The sequence below is a fragment of the Pedobacter glucosidilyticus DSM 23534 genome (assembly GCF_000425145.1).
Taxonomy (GTDB): Bacteria; Bacteroidota; Bacteroidia; order Sphingobacteriales; family Sphingobacteriaceae; genus Pseudopedobacter; species Pseudopedobacter glucosidilyticus.
Genome location: NZ_KE384314.1, coordinates 18,379 through 34,867, shown reverse-complemented (window position 1 = coordinate 34,867; position 16,489 = coordinate 18,379). Strand labels below are relative to the sequence as shown.

20 protein-coding genes are annotated in these 16,489 nt (G+C 34.3%); all 20 read left to right on the top strand.

From position 1 onward, the window contains the following. Nucleotides 1-29 precede the first annotated feature (29 nt). The 20 genes from H510_RS0116730 to H510_RS0116635 all read left to right on the top strand — a co-directional run bounded on the left by H510_RS0116730 (nucleotide 30) and on the right by H510_RS0116635 (nucleotide 16,415). A complete protein-coding gene (locus H510_RS0116730) occupies nucleotides 30-1,298 on the top strand; it encodes an MFS transporter (protein ID WP_026905361.1) in 1,269 nt (422 codons plus the stop codon). Nucleotides 1,299-1,306: 8 nt separating this feature from the next. Then, complete coding sequence (locus tag H510_RS0116725) at nucleotides 1,307-2,194, top strand: hydroxypyruvate isomerase family protein (RefSeq protein WP_342662639.1); 888 nt, start codon at nucleotides 1,307-1,309, stop codon at nucleotides 2,192-2,194. 12 nt (nucleotides 2,195-2,206) lie between these two features. Further along, nucleotides 2,207-3,073, top strand: a complete 867-nt coding sequence (locus H510_RS0116720; RefSeq protein ID WP_026905359.1) for a sugar phosphate isomerase/epimerase family protein — start codon at nucleotides 2,207-2,209, stop codon at nucleotides 3,071-3,073. A 34-nt stretch (nucleotides 3,074-3,107) separates the two neighbouring features. Continuing rightward, nucleotides 3,108-4,148: a tetratricopeptide repeat protein gene (locus tag H510_RS0116715; RefSeq protein WP_026905358.1), complete on the top strand. Its 1,041-nt coding sequence runs from the start codon at nucleotides 3,108-3,110 to the stop codon at nucleotides 4,146-4,148. An 85-nt stretch (nucleotides 4,149-4,233) separates the two neighbouring features. Next, entirely contained in the window at nucleotides 4,234-4,962 is a 729-nt protein-coding gene (locus H510_RS0116710) for an acyl-CoA desaturase (RefSeq protein ID WP_026905357.1), read from the top strand. Nucleotides 4,963-5,356: 394 nt separating this feature from the next. After that, a complete protein-coding gene (locus H510_RS0116705; RefSeq protein ID WP_026905356.1) occupies nucleotides 5,357-6,013 on the top strand; it encodes an N-acetyltransferase in 657 nt (218 codons plus the stop codon). Between the two features lie 64 nt (nucleotides 6,014-6,077). Then, on the top strand, nucleotides 6,078-7,271 hold the full coding sequence (argG, locus tag H510_RS0116700; protein ID WP_026905355.1) for an argininosuccinate synthase: 1,194 nt from the start codon (nucleotides 6,078-6,080) through the stop codon (nucleotides 7,269-7,271). 1 nt (nucleotide 7,272) lies between these two features. Further along, complete coding sequence (argC, locus tag H510_RS0116695; protein WP_026905354.1) at nucleotides 7,273-8,304, top strand: N-acetyl-gamma-glutamyl-phosphate reductase; 1,032 nt, start codon at nucleotides 7,273-7,275, stop codon at nucleotides 8,302-8,304. Nucleotides 8,305-8,327: 23 nt separating this feature from the next. Beyond that, a complete protein-coding gene (locus tag H510_RS0116690) occupies nucleotides 8,328-8,690 on the top strand; it encodes a four helix bundle protein (protein ID WP_026905353.1) in 363 nt (120 codons plus the stop codon). A 34-nt stretch (nucleotides 8,691-8,724) separates the two neighbouring features. After that, a complete protein-coding gene (locus H510_RS0116685; RefSeq protein WP_026905352.1) occupies nucleotides 8,725-9,858 on the top strand; it encodes an aspartate aminotransferase family protein in 1,134 nt (377 codons plus the stop codon). A gap of 37 nt (nucleotides 9,859-9,895) precedes the next feature. Continuing rightward, entirely contained in the window at nucleotides 9,896-10,093 is a 198-nt protein-coding gene (locus H510_RS0116680) for a hypothetical protein (protein WP_026905351.1), read from the top strand. Continuing rightward, nucleotides 10,090-10,380 carry a type II toxin-antitoxin system RelE/ParE family toxin gene (locus tag H510_RS19285; RefSeq protein WP_036693332.1) on the top strand — a complete coding sequence of 97 codons (291 nt, stop codon included), beginning with the start codon at nucleotides 10,090-10,092 and terminating at the stop codon, nucleotides 10,378-10,380. The genes H510_RS0116680 and H510_RS19285 overlap by 4 nt, the downstream gene beginning before the upstream one ends. A gap of 72 nt (nucleotides 10,381-10,452) precedes the next feature. Next, on the top strand, nucleotides 10,453-10,674 hold the full coding sequence (locus H510_RS0116670; protein ID WP_211226597.1) for a DUF433 domain-containing protein: 222 nt from the start codon (nucleotides 10,453-10,455) through the stop codon (nucleotides 10,672-10,674). Further along, nucleotides 10,674-11,015, top strand: coding sequence for a DUF5615 family PIN-like protein (locus H510_RS0116665; protein WP_026905349.1), 342 nt, complete (start codon nucleotides 10,674-10,676; stop codon nucleotides 11,013-11,015). Before H510_RS0116670 ends, H510_RS0116665 begins: the two co-directional genes overlap by 1 nt. 15 nt (nucleotides 11,016-11,030) lie before the next feature. Beyond that, complete coding sequence (locus tag H510_RS0116660; protein ID WP_026905348.1) at nucleotides 11,031-11,978, top strand: Rossmann-fold NAD(P)-binding domain-containing protein; 948 nt, start codon at nucleotides 11,031-11,033, stop codon at nucleotides 11,976-11,978. Next, nucleotides 11,978-12,769: an acetylglutamate kinase gene (gene argB / locus H510_RS0116655; protein WP_026905347.1), complete on the top strand. Its 792-nt coding sequence runs from the start codon at nucleotides 11,978-11,980 to the stop codon at nucleotides 12,767-12,769. Before H510_RS0116660 ends, argB begins: the two co-directional genes overlap by 1 nt. A 4-nt stretch (nucleotides 12,770-12,773) precedes the next feature. Beyond that, nucleotides 12,774-13,595, top strand: coding sequence for a pyrroline-5-carboxylate reductase (gene proC, locus H510_RS0116650; protein WP_026905346.1), 822 nt, complete (start codon nucleotides 12,774-12,776; stop codon nucleotides 13,593-13,595). 6 nt (nucleotides 13,596-13,601) lie between these two features. Then, the gene (locus H510_RS0116645) at nucleotides 13,602-14,663 is read left to right on the top strand and encodes a M20 family metallo-hydrolase (protein WP_026905345.1); all 1,062 of its coding nucleotides are present in this window, start codon (nucleotides 13,602-13,604) and stop codon (nucleotides 14,661-14,663) included. Nucleotides 14,664-14,711: 48 nt separating this feature from the next. Continuing rightward, nucleotides 14,712-14,951, top strand: a complete 240-nt coding sequence (locus tag H510_RS19935; RefSeq protein ID WP_155978031.1) for an ORF6N domain-containing protein — start codon at nucleotides 14,712-14,714, stop codon at nucleotides 14,949-14,951. A 114-nt stretch (nucleotides 14,952-15,065) separates the two neighbouring features. After that, nucleotides 15,066-16,415, top strand: a complete 1,350-nt coding sequence (locus H510_RS0116635) for a Fic family protein (protein ID WP_026905343.1) — start codon at nucleotides 15,066-15,068, stop codon at nucleotides 16,413-16,415. The last annotated feature ends 74 nt before the right edge of the window (nucleotides 16,416-16,489 follow it).

The window sequence follows — 16,489 nt, the reverse complement described above, 5'->3', positions numbered from 1 at the left end:
CAACCAATTATAACCTAACCCAATTTTAAATGAATAATATTAATAAAAGCCAACTATTTTGGGCAAGCTGTCTTGCGCTGTTGGTTACCTCTTTATCTTTCGGGATAAGGGCCGGTATCTTAGGAAAACTAGGAACAGATTTTCAATTAACCGCAACAGAATTAGGTACGATAACAGCTACCGCTTTTTGGGGTTTCCCTTTAGCTGTAGTTATAGGTGGTTTTATTGTTGATGCCATTGGTATGAAAAGATTATTGGTGATGGCCTTTATCTTTCATTTGCTAGGTATTGTCTTAACTATTTTTGCACAAGGATATTGGACACTTTTCATTTCTACTTTACTTATTGGTATTGCTAACGGAACAGTAGAAGCAGCTTGTAACCCATTAGTTGCAACCATTTATCCTGATAATAAAACTACCAAGCTAAACCATTTTCATTTATGGTTCCCAGGTGGTATATTTTTAGGAACACTTATCGTAATTTTATTTAACAGCCTAGGTTTAAGTTGGCAAATACAAGTAGCTGTCATGATAGTGCCAACCTTGGTATACGGTTACTTATTCTCTAAATTAGATTTTCCAGTAACAGAGCGTGTAGCTTCTGGTGTTTCTACAGCTACCATGTATAAATCGGTAACATCGCCTTTATTTATTTTCATGTTCATTTGCATGTTTGGCACAGCTATTACCGAGCTTTTTACAGGCCAATGGATAGATGTATTACTTAAAAACGTTACCGATAATGCTATCCTGATATTAACCCTTACCACAGGTGTAATGGTTATAGGAAGAGGCTTGGCAGAACCTATTGTTCACCGTTTTTCTCCGCAAGGGGTATTGTTAATTTCTGCTATTTTAGCTGCTTTAGGTTTATACTTATTAAGTACTTTAACAGGAAATGCTATTTATTTTGCAGCCTTTATTTTTGGCTTAGGCGTATGTTATTTCTGGCCTACCATGTTAGGCTTTGTGGCAGAGAATATACCAAAATCAGGTGCTTTAGGTTTAAACCTGATGGGTGGTGCTGGTATGTTTGCAGTTTCTATTTATACCATTTTTATGGGTGGTTTTTACGATAGATTAATCGTTAAAAAACTGCCTGTTGGTGCTAATGAAGCTGAGTATTTAAGTGCTGCACCAGGTACAGAAATGGCTAACTTACTTAACCAAGCGAAAAATGCAGCCGGTCCAGAAGTGTTGCAAGCTACTATGGTAATTCCAATGATTTTAGTGGTAGCTTTCACAGGTTTGGTAATCTATATGAAGAATAGGAAAAAACAGGCTTTAACTCATTAATTTGCATCATGATGCCTAAAATAACGAATAGAAGAACGGTTATTAAAAATATAGTGACAGGAACTGCCGCTTTAACTTCAATACCTATGCTAAATTTTGCACACCCCTTAGATGGAGAACAAAGCACCAAACTAAAAGGCAATATTAACCACGCAGTATGTAAATGGACTTATGGTTTCTTGTCTTTAGAAGAGCTTTGTATTTTATCAAAAAAAATAGGTATAAAAGCTATCGATTTGGTTGGTCCTAAAGAGTGGGATATTCTCAAAAAACATGGTATAGATTCTAGCATGTGTAACGGCGCAGAAATCAATTTGGTTGATGGCTTTGCAGAGCCTAATTTTCATGAGAAGCTTATCCAGAATTATACCGAAATGATTCCTATAGTTGCTAAAGCAGGTTATAAAAATCTCATTTGTTTTAGCGGAAACCGCAGAGGTATGGATGATGAAACAGGTTTAAACAATGCAGCTAAAGGTTTAAAAAAGCTGATGGCACTAGCAGAAAAGCATAAAGTAACCTTGGTAATGGAACTTTTAAACAGTAAAATTAACCATAAAGATTATTTTGCTGATAAAACAGCTTGGGGTGTTGAACTTTGTAAAAGAGTTGGCTCAGAAAATTTCAAATTACTTTATGATATTTACCACATGCAGGTAGATGAAGGAGATGTTATCCATACCATAAGAGATAGCCACCCTTATATTGCGCACTACCACACAGCTGGCGTACCAGGCAGAAATGAGATAGATGATAGCCAAGAGCTCAACTATCCGGCTATTATGAAAGCCATTGTAGCAACAGGTTTTAAAGGTTATGTTGCACAAGAATTTATTCCGATAAAAGAAAATAAAATAGCATCTTTATATCAAGCAGTAAAAATTTGTGATGTTTAGTTTTTATTTAAAATGGATAACAGAAGAGTATTTTTAAGGCAGGTAGGCTTAGCTGCCGCATCGGTTTTAGTATTACCAAATCTTGGATGTTTGGTAGATGATAAAAAAAGAATAGGGATACAACTATATTCGTTAAGAAACGAATTTTCTAAAGGTGTAGAAAATGTAATTGCTGAGGTATCAAAAGCAGGTTATTCTTGGGTAGAAGCCTATGGTTACTCGGTAAAAGATGGTTTCTGGGGTTTAAAACCAACACAGTTTAAACAACTTTTAGATAAGTATAACCTTACTTGCCCAAGTGCCCATTACGAATTTAGCGATTGGGAAAAAACAGGTGATGATAATATTTTAGCTTCTTACATAGAGGCGGCAAAAATATTGAAGCAAACTTATATTATAGTTCCTTTTATTAATCCTCAAATATTTAATACCGTAGAAAGCGTAAAAGCTTTTGCCGATAAGCTTAATAAAGCCGCACTCAAACTAGAAAATGAAGAATTAACATTAGCCTACCATAATCACGATTTTGAGTTTAAACAACTAGGAAATAAAACGGCCTATGAAATTTTATTAGAACACACAAGTCCTAAAATAGAGTTCGAATTAGATTTATACTGGGCTGTTAGAGCTAAACAGGATGTTGTAAAATTATTTAAAGATTATAAAGGACGTTTTACTTTATGGCATGTTAAAGATATGGATGAAGTTAATCCTGCAAAGAATACTGAAATAGGCAGCGGAACCATAAATTTTGAGTCTTTTATAAAAGAAGCTAAAACTGCCGGACTTAAATATCCTATCGTAGAGCAAGAAAATTTTGATATTGACCCTTATGAGAGTATAAAAATAAGTGCAAAAAGATTAAGAAGGATTATTTAATTTTTTTTCTTTCTTTTACTTCTTAAACATGTAAATGCTACGTCTGTTATTATTATCAACGTTTTTTATTTTTGTGTTAGAAGATAGTTTTGCAAACAAAAAGCTTAATTCTTACCCTACTCCTCAACAAAAATTTGTTGATACTGTATTTATTAAATCTTTTAATAACAGTCTCATAGCAGATGAATTAGCTTTATTAAACCCTCAAGAGCTTATCAAAAAAATAAGCGATGTTTTAAGTTTAAATATTGGGATAAGTGCAATAACTTATCATCAGCATCAACTTTATTTTAATTCCTTACCTCAGCAACTGATTTTTTATTCAGAGGCAAATTTGAAAGAAAGACAGGCAGGTTTATACATGATGATGGCTGTAACAGAAACCCTAGCAGGCGATTTAAATATAGCTTACCATCATTTTAATAAAGCTCTAATCCTGTATCAAATGCAACTTAACCACGCTAAAGTTGCACAAATAGCTAGTTTTCTATATCAACTAGCGGTAATTTTTGGTGAAGACAAAGCCGCAGCAGATTATAATACCATTGCTTTGGCAGGTTTTCGTATTAGCCAAAACGATAAAAGTTATATAAATGCTTTACTACAACAAAACGAGCTATGGCTAAAGGCAGGATATTTTAAACAAGCAGAGCAACAAATTTTAACCAAAACTTTACTTATAGCTTACAAGCTTAATAGCAAACAAGCTGAAATTGATTGTTATATGCAATTGGGGCGGATATATTTATTCCAGAACAAGTTTACAGAAGCTAAATGGTTCTTCGTACAAGCAAATATTTTAGCAAACAAAATTCAACAACAAGAAGGTATCATACGTTCTTTACTGATGTTGGCAAAAGTTAAAAATAAAATAAAAGATTATGATCTTGCTTTAATAGATTTACAAAAGGCAGAAAAGCTTATTAATCATCAAAACGAACGCTTTCAATTTGATGTTTTAAAAAATCTTGCTATTACCTATTTTAAACTGGGAAGTAAAGAAAAAGCAGAAATATATAGCGTCATCTATAACAAAGAGCGTGAAAGTTACGTTAATTCTAATATTTATCGCTAAAATTTATTCTATGTTTTTAGTAGATAATAAACAATTACCTTAATTTAGCAACCAGATTATATTATCTGAATTTTTAAAATCACACATGTACATTCTTATTTTCTTTTTGGCACACTGGTTTTTGTCCCTTTTTGCCCAAACTTTCTACCTTCACCGTTATGCTTCTCACAAAATGTTTACCTTAAACAAGTTCTGGGAGAAAGCCTTTTACATTTTTACATGGTTTAGTCAGGGAGCATCTTATTTAGTGCCTAAAGCTTATGCTATTATGCATCGTATGCACCATGCTTTCTCAGACACAGAGAAAGATCCACACTCGCCACATTTTTTTGAAGATGTTTTTCAAATGATGTGGAACACTAGAGGTATGTATAATGGCTTTGCAGAAGGAACCTTACAAGCGGATAAAGAGTTTAAAGGGAACTATCCAGAGTGGAAATTTATAGATAAAGTAGCTTCTTCTTTTATCACTAGAATTTTATTTGGCTTAGGTTACATTGCATTTTATGTATTTTTTGCAACCTCTTGGTGGATGTTTTTATTATTACCAATCCATTTTATTATGGGTCCATTACATGGAGCTATTGTTAATTGGTGTGGCCACAAATACGGTTATTCAAATTTCGATAATGATGATAAATCTAAAAACTCAACTCCTTTTGATTTCTTTATGTTAGGAGAGCTTTTTCAGAACAATCACCATAAGTTTCCAAACAGTCCAAATTTTGCAAAAAAATGGTTCGAGTTTGATCCAGTTTACCCTATTTTAAAGGTTTTACATTGGGTAAAAATTATCAAATTAAGAAAGGTTTAATAACTTTCGCACAGAGGTGTTATGTAATCTTAAAAGCACCTCTGTGTTATATTCATATTAATTGCATTTTTTTATTGTAATTAATAAAAATAATACGCTCTTTTGCGTCAAATATTAGCCCTAAGTGGCTGATGGATAAAAGAAATGAAACAACAAAACTTACATACCTTCAAGAAATTAACAGCCCTTAAAAAGGTGCTTAATTTCTATATGTTGCTTTCTGATTTACACACATCTATTCGTTTACTACGACGAAGACCTCTGTTTGTCACCAGGGCCTAAACCTCTGCTGATAATTTCGACATCTTTTTCTGTTTGTAAGTAAACAGGTCTCTAATTAATTTTTGTTTATTCTGATTAAAATCCCTCATGAAGGATTTATCTTTTTCAAAAAATGCATATTAACGATTTTAACATACTGGTTGCTGGTTTGCAACATGTAGGTTATGCAGAAACTATTTGCACAGAGATGGAAACCTCTGCAAAAGTACGTGGAACAGGTATAGCAAAGCGTTCTCCAGAATATGTTGCCAATAAAATGTTAGAAGGTAAAGCTGTTATTGCTTTGCACAAAGACGGTACATGGGCAGGCTTTTGTTATATAGAAACCTGGAGCCATGGCGAGTTTGTGGCTAACTCTGGTTTAATAGTTAACCCTATCTATCGTAAGGCTGGTTTGGCTAAAGCTATTAAGTTTAAGATATTTGATTTATCTAGGGAAAAATATCCAGACGCTAAGATATTTGGTTTAACAACAGGTTTAGCAGTGATGAAAATCAATTCTGATTTAGGTTACGAACCGGTTACTTACTCGCAACTAACACAAGATGAGAATTTTTGGAAAGGCTGTCAAAGTTGTGTAAACTACGATATCTTGATGAGTAAAAACAGGCAAAATTGTATGTGTACAGCCATGCTTTACGACCCAGAAGAGAAAAAAGCCGAAGAAGCTGAAAGATTAAAGAAGATAACACATAAAGCTACTTTACTAGAAAGAATAGAAGCTAAATTGCGTCGTTCTTTAAAAATGGTAGTAGCCGGATTAATTTAAAGAATAAATCTGTATCGAAATATGAGATCGCAAATCTCATATCTCAATACTCAATACTAAAAAAATGAAGAAAAAAGTAGTTTTAGCCTTTAGCGGAGGATTAGATACCTCATTTTGTTGCATATATCTTACTAAAGATTTGGATTTAGAAGTACACTCGGTAATTGTAAATACAGGAGGTTTTTCTGAAGAAGAATTAAAGCAGATAGAAGAAAGAGCCTACAGTTTAGGGGTAGCTTCTCATCATGCTGTTGATGCAGTAAAAGGCTATTATGATTCTTGTTTAAAATATTTAGTGTTTGGTAATGTATTAAAAAATAATACTTACCCACTTTCTGTAAGTGCAGAGCGTGTTACCCAAGCTACTGCTATTGCAAACTATGCAAAAGAAATTAATGCTGATTTTGTTGCTCATGGTAGTACTGGTGCTGGTAATGACCAAGTGCGCTTTGATATGATTTTCAATATCTTGGTTCCTAAAGTGGGTATCATTACGCCTATTAGAGATTTGAAATTGAGCCGAGAAGCTGAGATTGAATATCTACATAAACATGGCGTAGAAATTAATGCCGAAAAAGCTAAATACTCTATCAATAAAGGCATTTGGGGTACATCTGTAGGAGGTAAAGAAACCCTAACTTCTAATGGTATGCTACCAGAAGAGGCATGGCCAACTCAAGTAACCAAAACAGAGGCAGAAAATGTTGAGCTTGAATTTGTAAAGGGGCAGTTAGTAGCTGTAAATGGTAAAAAATATAACCATCCAACAGAAGCAGTTCAAGTTTTACAAGAAATTGCTGCTCCGTTTGGTGTAGGTAGAGATATCCACGTAGGCGATACCATTATTGGGATAAAAGGAAGAGTTGGTTTTGAAGCTGCGGCACCTATGGTGATTATTAAAGCTCATCATGCTTTAGAAAAGCATACTTTAACCAAGTGGCAGTTAAGCTGGAAAGACCAATTAGCTATGTTCTACGGAAATTGGATGCATGAAGGTCAGTTTCATGACCCAGTGATGAGAGATATTGAAGCTTTCTTAGAAAATACACAGAAAACAGTTAACGGAAAAGTATTTGTACAGCTGTTACCTTACAGATTCCAGATTATTGGTATCGAGTCTGAGAATGATTTGATGAGTAGTAAATTTGGTAGCTATGGCGAGATGAATGAAGGTTACACCGGAGACGATGTAAAAGGATTCTCCAAAATATTTGGTAACCAAGTAAGTATCTGGCATAAAGTAAACGAAGGGCTTTAAGATGAGTAATATTAAAGTAGGCATCATTGGCGGAGCAGGCTACACAGGTGGAGAGCTTTTAAGAATTTTGGTTAATCACCAAAAGGTTGATATTGCTTTTGTACATAGTAACAGCAATGCTGGTAATTTAATATCAGATGTGCATACAGATTTATTGGGCGATACTGATTTAACCTTTACTGATAAATTATCACAAGATATTGATGTATTGTTTTTATGCGTTGGCCATGGTGATGCTAGGAAGTTTTTAGAAGCAAATAGTTTTAATGATAATATCAAAATTATTGACCTTTCTCAAGATTTTCGTTTAAAAGCTAAAAGCTTAAAGCCAAAAGCTAAAAGCGATTTAGAAAATCAGTCTTCAGCTTTAGGCCTTCAGCCTTCTGCATTTATTTACGGTTTACCCGAGCTTAACAAAGAAGCCATAAAAACAGCTCAAAACATTGCTAATCCAGGTTGTTTTGCAACCTGTCTGCAATTGGCTTTGTTGCCTTTAGCTAAAGCAGGATTGTTAAAATCTGAAGTACACATCACCGCAACAACAGGTTCTACAGGGGCAGGGCAAAAGCCAACAACAACCTCTCATTTTAGTTGGAGGAGTAATAACCTATCGGTTTATAAAGCTTTTGAGCATCAGCATTTAAATGAAATCGGCGAAAGCCTTTTGCAATTACAAGCTGATTTTGATAAAGAGATAAATTTTATACCCTACAGAGGCGCTTTTTCGCGAGGAATTATGGCCTCAAGCTATATGGATTGTGATTTAAGTTTAGAAGAAGCAGAAAAATTATATCAAGATTTTTATGCAGATGCGCCTTTCACACATATCAGCAAAGAGAATATAGATTTAAAGCAAGTTGTGAATACCAATAAATGCTTAATTCATCTAGAAAAACACGGCAATAAACTGATGATATTATCTATTATTGACAATTTGTTGAAAGGAGCTTCTGGCCAAGCAGTCCAGAATATGAATTTGATGTTTGGTTTGGATGAGAGGGAAGGATTGAGGTTGAAAGCGATTGGGTTTTAGGCTATAAGTAGTAAGTTTTAAGCATGCAGAACTACAAAGAATTAAAGGTTTGGGAAAAGTCGCATCGTTTTACACTTAAAATTTATGAAATAACTAAAGTCTTTCCTAAAGATGAAATATTCTGTATGGTTAGTCAGATGAGAAGAGCAAGCTCTTCGATTCCAGCAAACATAGCTGAAGGTTGCGGCAAATTTACCCAATCTGATTTTGCGAGATATTTGAATATTGCTTTAGGTTCAGCAAATGAAGTTGACTACTTTTTAACTCTTAGCAGAGATTTAGATTACATTAATCAGAATCAATTCGAAGAATCAGAAAAGTTAATCAATGAAATTAAAGCAATGTTAATTGTATTGATACAAAAAGTTAGAGGTTCTGGTACTTAAAACTTATAACCTACAACTTTAAACTTAAAAAAACATGAAACTTTTCGACGTATACCCAATAAACAATATAGAAATCGTGAAAGGCCAAGGGAGCTTGGTTTGGGACGATAAAGGGCAGGAATATTTAGACCTTTATGGCGGGCATGCTGTAATCTCTATAGGTCATACGCATCCGCATTATGTAGAGCGCTTAACGCAACAGTTAGGTAAATTGGGTTTTTACTCAAACTCTATTAAAATTCCTTTACAGGAAGAATTGGCAGATAAACTTGGTAAGGCATCAGGCAGAGAAGATTATCAGCTTTTCTTGTGTAACTCTGGTGCCGAGGCTAATGAGAATGCTTTAAAATTGGCATCTTTTGCCAATGGAAGAAAAAAAGTTGTGGCTTTTACCAAAGCTTTCCATGGCAGAACATCTTTAGCAGTATCGGCAACAGATAATCCTAAAATTATAGCTCCGGTTAACCAAACAGAAAATGTTGTTTTCTTGCCACACAACAATGTAGAAGCATTAAATGAACTTTTTGCAAAACAAGGAGATGAAATTTGTGCTGTCATTATAGAAGGTATTCAAGGGGTTGGCGGTATACAGGTAGCTAGCGATGAGTTTTTAAAAACCATACGTAACCTATGTACTCAATACGGAGCTTATTTCATTGCAGACTCTGTACAATGTGGTTACGGAAGAAGCGGTAAGTTTTATGCTTCAGATTTTGCAGGTGTAGATGCTGATATTTATACCATGGCTAAAGGAATGGGTAATGGTTTTCCTATTGGTGGTATTAGCATTAGTCCAGCATTAAAACCTTGGCATGGCATGTTAGGTACCACTTTTGGTGGTAACCATTTGGCTTGTGCGGCAGCCTTAGCCGTTTTAGAAGTGATGGAGCAAGAGCATTTGATGGATAATGCAGCTAAAATAGGCAGCTATTTAATTCAAGAGCTTCAGAAACTAAACCATATTAAAGAAGTACGTGGCAAAGGTTTAATGATTGGTATTGATTTACCAGAAGAGCTTAACCAAGTGAAGAAAAACTTGTTATTTAACCATCATATTTTCACTGGCGAAGCTAAACCTAACGTGATTAGATTATTACCAGCATTAAATCTAACCAAAGAACACGCTGATAGATTTTTAGAAGCATTAAGTAAGGAGTTGAAAGCTTAGGTTTTCAACTCTTTTTGATAATGGTTATATTTGTGATATGACAGTTACTTATTTAGTAGACGAGAAAGGAAATAAAACAGCTGTACAACTAAGTATGGAGGATTATCTCTCATTATTAGAAAGTGCAAATCTTTTACCCGACCACGTTAAGGAAGGAATTAAAAGAGGTCAGGAGCAGGGTAAAGCCGGACTTACAAAATCTACAGAAGAAGTAATGAGAAAATATAACGTATGAAATTTGAAATACGTTGGTCTGATGAAGCTGAAGTAACCTTTGATGCAATATATCAGTTTGTTTCTATTCAATGGAATATCAAACAAGCAGAAAAGTTAAGAGTGCAAACATTAAAAGTTTTAGAACAAATAGCTGTAAATCCTTATTTATTTAAGGAATCAGAAATTAAAAATGTTCGCAAAGCATTCATATCAAAGCATACCTCCCTATTTTATGAAACATCACAACAAACTATTTTATTAGTGTTCTTTTGGGATAATAGACAAAATCCTATTGTAAGCTTCTAAGGATTAATAATTATATGGGTTTTCAACTCTTTTTGATAATGGTTATATTTGTTCAGCATAAAAACTTAAGCTATGATAGCATATCAAAATTATATTTCTATTGAGCCAAATATAAGGTTTGGAAAGCCTTGTGTTTGTGGTACCAGAATATCTGTATATGATATCTTAAGTTGGCTAGCTAATGGCATGACCATAGCGCAAATAACAGAAGATTTTCCTGAGTTATCTGATAACCAAATTAAAGCCTGTTTGGCTTATGCGGCTGATAGAGAACATAAAATACGAGTTGCATAGTGAAACTACTCTTTGACCAGAATATTTCATTTAGAATTTTAGCTAAAATACAAGAGTTTTATCCCGATGCTGGTCAAGTAAGGTCTTTACAGCTTGAGAATTCCTCTGATAAAGAAATTTGGGATTTCGCAAAGAAGAACGAATATACCATCGTAACTTTTGATGCAGATTTTTTTGAAATAGCAAATCTTAATGGGCATCCACCTAAAATTATCTGGTTAAGATTTGGAAACACCACTACATTAAATATTGCCGAGATTCTTTGCAATAAATATCAATTGATAAAAGATTTTATAGATAATCCTGATTATCAGGAATTAGCTTGCTTAGAAATAGATTAATAACCCTCAATAAAGATGAAACTATTCTCCTCCGTTAAAGACGTAACTGATGTTAACCAACTGGTTTCAGAAGCTATTCAATTAAAAGCCAATCCTTTTGCTGATGAGCAATTAGGAAAGCATAAAACGCTTGGTCTAATATTTTTAAATCCTAGCTTACGTACCCGTTTAAGCACCCAAAAGGCAGCTATGAATTTAGGTATGCAGGTAATGGTGATGAATATGGATAAAGAAGGCTGGGCTTTAGAAACACAAGATGGCATCATCATGAATGGTACCACCGTAGAACATATCAGAGAAGCTGCCGGCGTTATGGGAGAATATTGTGATATCATCGGTATACGTTCTTTTCCTGGTTTAAAAGATAGAGATGAGGATTATTCTGAGTTGATATTTAACAAGTTTGTACAGTTTTGTGGCGTTCCAGTAGTAAGTTTAGAATCGGCAACCAGACATCCTTTGCAAAGTTTGGCCGATTTAATTACCATTGAGGAGCTAAAAACAACAGCTAAACCAAGAGTGGTATTAACATGGGCACCTCATGTTAAACCTTTGCCACAAGCTGTTGCCAACTCTTTTGCAGAGTGGATGAATAAAGCAGATTATGATTTTGTTATTACCCACCCAGCAGGTTATGATTTAGCGCCAGAATTTGTTGGAAATGCTGTCGTAACCAACAATCAAGATGAAGCTTTAGCCGGGGCTGATTTTGTTTATGTGAAAAATTGGTCTTCTTATCAGGATTATGGTAAAATACTTTCTGATGGTGAAGGTTGGATGATGACTAACGAGAAGTTAAAACTCACAAACAACGCCGGTGTAATGCATTGCTTACCTGTAAGAAGAGGTTTAGAGCTTTCTCACGAAATACTAGACGGACCAAATTCTTTAGTGCTTAATCAAGCAAATAATAGGGTTTGGGCTGCTCAGGCGGTAATTAAATCAATGTTAAAAGGAAGCTAATGAATCCATTATATATTATTAAAATAGGCGGTAATGTTATTGATAACCCCATACAACTTGCACAATTTTTAAAAGATTTTGCGAGCTTATCTGGAGCTAAAATTTTAATTCACGGTGGCGGCAAGATAGCCACACAAACGGCAGCAAAACTAGGTGTAGAAACGCAAATGGTTAATGGCAGAAGAATTACTGATGCTGCTATGCTAGACGTAGTAACCATGGTGTATGGTGGTTTAGTGAATAAAAATATTGTTGCTCAGTTACAAGCTAACCAAATTAACGCTATTGGGATGACAGGTGCCGATGCAAACGCTATAAAAGCCATAAAACGCCTCGTTAAAGATGTTGATTTTGGCTTTGTAGGAGATTTATTGCCTGATTCTGTGAATGCCAATATCATCAAAACCTTATTAGAAGCAGGTTTAGTACCTGTTTTTAATGCGCTTACGCATGATGGAAATGGTCAATTATTTAATACCAATGCAGATACTATTGCTTCGGCTTTAGCGCTAGGCTTATCATCTTTATATGAAACAAAATTGATTTATTGTTTTGAGAAAAATGGCGTGATGCGAGATATCAATGACGATAATTCTGTTATTAAAGAAATAAATCCATCTTATTTTGAAGAGCTAAAAGCCGATGGAATTATTGCTGATGGGATGTTACCCAAGCTACAAAATGCTTTTGATGCCATACAAAATGGGGTGAAAGAAGTTTATATCGGTCATGCTGCTAAATTAGCTGCTTTACAAAAAGAAAGTATATTTGGAACAAGATTAACAAAATAAGCCCATGGACTTTAAAAAATCAAATCAAATAGCCATTCTTGGAAGTGGTAATATCGGTTTATCTCTGGCTAAAGGTTTAGCACAATCTGGTTTATATCCAGCATCCAGCATCACTTTAACCAGAAGAAATATTGAGGCTTTAGATGAGTATAAATTTCAAGGCTTTCAGGTTAGTGCAGATAACGTTTCAGCATCTGCCCAAGCTGATATTATTGTTTTAGCGGTTTTACCTCAACAACTAAATCAGGTATTAGATCAAATTGCTGGACAAATAGATGTAAGTAAGCATTTAATCATTTCCGTAATATCTGGCGTTTCTTGCGAGGATATCAGAAACAGGTTGAAAAAAGATGTGCAAGTAGTAAGGGTAATGCCTAATACGGCTATCGCTATTAAGCAATCCATGACTTGTATTTCGGTAGGCAATGCGTCCCAGGAAAATATAGAGTTGGTGAAAAATATCTTTAATACGGTAGGTATTTGTGTGGTGATTAACGAAGAGCTCATGACATCAGCTACAGCCTTATGTGCTTGCGGAATTGCATTTTTCTTACGTTCTATAAGAGCAGCTTCACAAGGTGGTGTTGAGGTTGGTTTTCATGCTGGCGAAGCTTTAAAAATGGCAGCACAAACGGCTAAAGGAGCGGCAGATTTACTTTTACAGCTAGCATCACATCCAGAGCATGAGATTGATAAGGTAACATCGCCGAAAGGCTGTACCATTGCCGGTTTAAATGAGATGGAGCATAACGGCTTTAGCTCGGCCATGATCAAAGGAATAAAATTATCAGCACAAAAAGCTGGCGAATTATACGATAAAGATTAATTTTTGATGGATACAGACATTTTGTTTCAAGATGCTTTAGCCTTATTGCAAAGGTTAATTGCTATCCCATCGTTAAGTAAAGAAGAAGATAAAACAGCTGATGAGATAGCTGTTTTTTTAGAGCAGCGAGGCGTAAAAATCCATCGAAAAGGGAATAATGTTTGGGCTTACAATCTACATTTTGATGCAAAGAAGCCAACAATTTTGTTGAATTCGCACCACGATACGGTAAAGCCTAATCAAGGTTATACTCGCGACCCATTTTTGCCAGAAATTATTGATGGAAAGCTTTTTGGTTTGGGAAGTAATGATGCCGGAGGCGCTTTGGTATCTTTAATAGCTACTTTTTTATACTTTTATCCGCAAGAAAATTTAAAATATAATATCCTTATTGCAGCTACGGCCGAAGAAGAAATCTCTGGTAAAGAAGGTTTAGAGCGCATTGTGCCAGATTTAGGTAAACTAGAATTTGCCATTGTAGGTGAGCCTACAGAAATGCATTTGGCAGTGGCTGAGAAGGGTTTGCTGGTATTGGATTGCGTGGCTAAAGGAAAATCTGGTCATGCTGCAAGAAATGAAGGTGAGAACGCTATTTATAAAGCTTTAAAAGATATTGCTTGGTTTAGAGATTATAAGTTTACAAAAGTATCACCAACATTAGGCCCTATTAAAACAACAGTTACAATTATCAATGCGGGGTCGCAACATAACGTAGTGCCTGATGAATGTAAGTTTACAGTTGATGTAAGGGTAACAGATGCTTACACCAATGAGGAAGTTCTAAAAATTATAAGGCAATTTGTGGATTGTGAAGTGATACCACGTTCAACCCGGTTAAAGCCATCTTCTATCCCAATAGATCATCCTATTGTACAAGCAGGTATTGCTTTAGGTAGAAAAACTTATGGTTCGCCAACAACATCAGACCAAGCTCTATTAAATATTCCATCTTTAAAATGTGGTCCGGGAGATTCTGCCCGCTCCCATACCGCAGATGAATTTATTTATGTTGATGAAATTGAAAAAGGCATAAAGCTGTATGTGAAGATGATAAGTGAGATTATTTGAGAGGTAAGCATTAATTAGTAGGTTAATTGTTTTTTAGTACTAAGAATTTTGAATAGCCCTATAACTATACCAGAAGAAATCATTCTTAACAAGATTTATTTGTTAAGAAATCAGAAAGTAATGTTAGACAGAGATCTTGCAGAACTTTTCGGTGTAGAAACAAAAGTGCTTAAACAATCTGTAAAAAGAAATATCGAGAGATTTCCAGAAGATTTTATGTTTGAGATGTCTCCGGAAGAATTTAAGAATTGGAGGTCACAATTTGTGACCTCCACTATTCAGAAATAAAGTGGTAAAGACGATAAATAATATCAATTTGTATTGAATTTGATTGAATGATGATTTAAAAATTTCAGAATTATTTTAGAAGTAAGATTTACGATTTTAGACTTATATTAGACTATGTCAAGAACAATAGAAATTATAGATCAGTTGTGGACAAGACTTGAGGATTTAAAACCTATAAAGTCTGAGTATAAGACTAAACTAGATAAAAAGTTCAGACTAGAGTTTAATTTTAATTCTAATCATTTAGAAGGGAACACTTTAACATACGGAGAGACAGAGCTTCTACTTATTTTTGATGATACAAAAGGAAATCATACTTTAAGAGAGTATGAAGAAATGAAAGCTCACGATGTTGCTTATCTACTTGTAGAAGAATGGGCGCAGGATAAGGAGAGCCCATTGATTGAACAAAAAATAAAAAATTTAAATGAGATTATACTTGTTAGACCTTTTTGGAAAGAAGCTATAACTCCTGATGGTCAGAATACAAGAAGACTCATTAATATCGGTAATTATAAGAATCATCCTAATTCTGTAAGGTTAGCAAATGGTGAAATTTTTCACTACACTTCTCCAACAGATACTCCTTTTGAAATGCAGGATCTTATAAAATGGTATGCTGAAGAAGAAGATAATCTGCATCCTGTTAAACTTGCTGCCATGTTGCATTATAAGTTTGTTAGGATTCATCCTTTTGATGATGGTAATGGTAGAGTATCTAGATTATTAATGAATTATGTGCTTTTGAGGCATAATTATCCTCCTATTATTATTAAATCAGCCGATAAGCAAAATTATCTGAGAGCTCTGCATTTAGCAGATGTGGGAGATTATGAACCTTTTATAGAATATATAGCACAGCAAGTAAAATGGTCTTTAGAGATTTCTATAAAAGCAGCAAAGGGAGAAAGTATTGATGAGCAAGGCGATTTAGAAAAGAAAATATCAGTTTTAAAGAAAAAGTTAAAACGAGAAAAGGAGGTTAAGCTTAAATTTGACAATAGTGTTCTTGAAAAATTGATAAAGAAGCATATTTTTCCTCTTGCCTATGAATGGGAAAAAGGTTTAAAAAAATTTGATCAGTTTTTTTTCTCTAGAGAAGTCGCTTTAGATACTGGATTTGGAAAGGTGAGTGGAATGGAAATAGATGAAAAGCTCACAAATGACTTTCTGAATATTCTTTTTATTTTAATGAATACTAATGAAAAAATCAGTAGAATCAGGTTTTCATCGAGTTATAAAAAATTAATAAGTTTCGAAGATAGTGGTAGTTTCAATGGTGGATTTATTGAAATGCAATTTCATCAAAATGCTTATGAGATTTCTTATTCTGGTTCTAAAACAACAATAAGTAAACTTTATGACGAAGAGTTAACCAAAGAAGAAATGGAATCAATCACTAATTCTGTAGGTAACTGGTTTCATACACAAATAGAAAAAGCCATAGAGCTTTACAATAAATAATATCACTTTGTATTGAATTTGAAGAAATGATGATTTAAAAATCTCAATACTCAATACTCAATACTCAATACTCC

Coding starts and splice junctions, on each gene's coding strand:
- H510_RS0116720 (WP_026905359.1), top strand. CDS start 2,207: ATGGATAACAGAAGAGTATTTTTAAGGCAGGTAGGCTTAGCTGCCGCA.
- H510_RS0116690 (WP_026905353.1), top strand. CDS start 8,328: ATGCAGAACTACAAAGAATTAAAGGTTTGGGAAAAGTCGCATCGTTTT.
- H510_RS19285 (WP_036693332.1), top strand. CDS start 10,090: ATGAAATTTGAAATACGTTGGTCTGATGAAGCTGAAGTAACCTTTGAT.
- H510_RS0116645 (WP_026905345.1), top strand. CDS start 13,602: ATGGATACAGACATTTTGTTTCAAGATGCTTTAGCCTTATTGCAAAGG.
- argC (WP_026905354.1), top strand. CDS start 7,273: ATGAGTAATATTAAAGTAGGCATCATTGGCGGAGCAGGCTACACAGGT.
- H510_RS0116685 (WP_026905352.1), top strand. CDS start 8,725: ATGAAACTTTTCGACGTATACCCAATAAACAATATAGAAATCGTGAAA.
- H510_RS0116680 (WP_026905351.1), top strand. CDS start 9,896: ATGACAGTTACTTATTTAGTAGACGAGAAAGGAAATAAAACAGCTGTA.
- H510_RS0116705 (WP_026905356.1), top strand. CDS start 5,357: ATGCATATTAACGATTTTAACATACTGGTTGCTGGTTTGCAACATGTA.
- H510_RS0116730 (WP_026905361.1), top strand. CDS start 30: ATGAATAATATTAATAAAAGCCAACTATTTTGGGCAAGCTGTCTTGCG.
- argB (WP_026905347.1), top strand. CDS start 11,978: ATGAATCCATTATATATTATTAAAATAGGCGGTAATGTTATTGATAAC.
- proC (WP_026905346.1), top strand. CDS start 12,774: ATGGACTTTAAAAAATCAAATCAAATAGCCATTCTTGGAAGTGGTAAT.
- argG (WP_026905355.1), top strand. CDS start 6,078: ATGAAGAAAAAAGTAGTTTTAGCCTTTAGCGGAGGATTAGATACCTCA.
- H510_RS0116660 (WP_026905348.1), top strand. CDS start 11,031: ATGAAACTATTCTCCTCCGTTAAAGACGTAACTGATGTTAACCAACTG.
- H510_RS0116670 (WP_211226597.1), top strand. CDS start 10,453: ATGATAGCATATCAAAATTATATTTCTATTGAGCCAAATATAAGGTTT.
- H510_RS0116710 (WP_026905357.1), top strand. CDS start 4,234: ATGTACATTCTTATTTTCTTTTTGGCACACTGGTTTTTGTCCCTTTTT.
- H510_RS0116725 (WP_342662639.1), top strand. CDS start 1,307: ATGATGCCTAAAATAACGAATAGAAGAACGGTTATTAAAAATATAGTG.
- H510_RS0116635 (WP_026905343.1), top strand. CDS start 15,066: ATGTCAAGAACAATAGAAATTATAGATCAGTTGTGGACAAGACTTGAG.
- H510_RS0116715 (WP_026905358.1), top strand. CDS start 3,108: ATGCTACGTCTGTTATTATTATCAACGTTTTTTATTTTTGTGTTAGAA.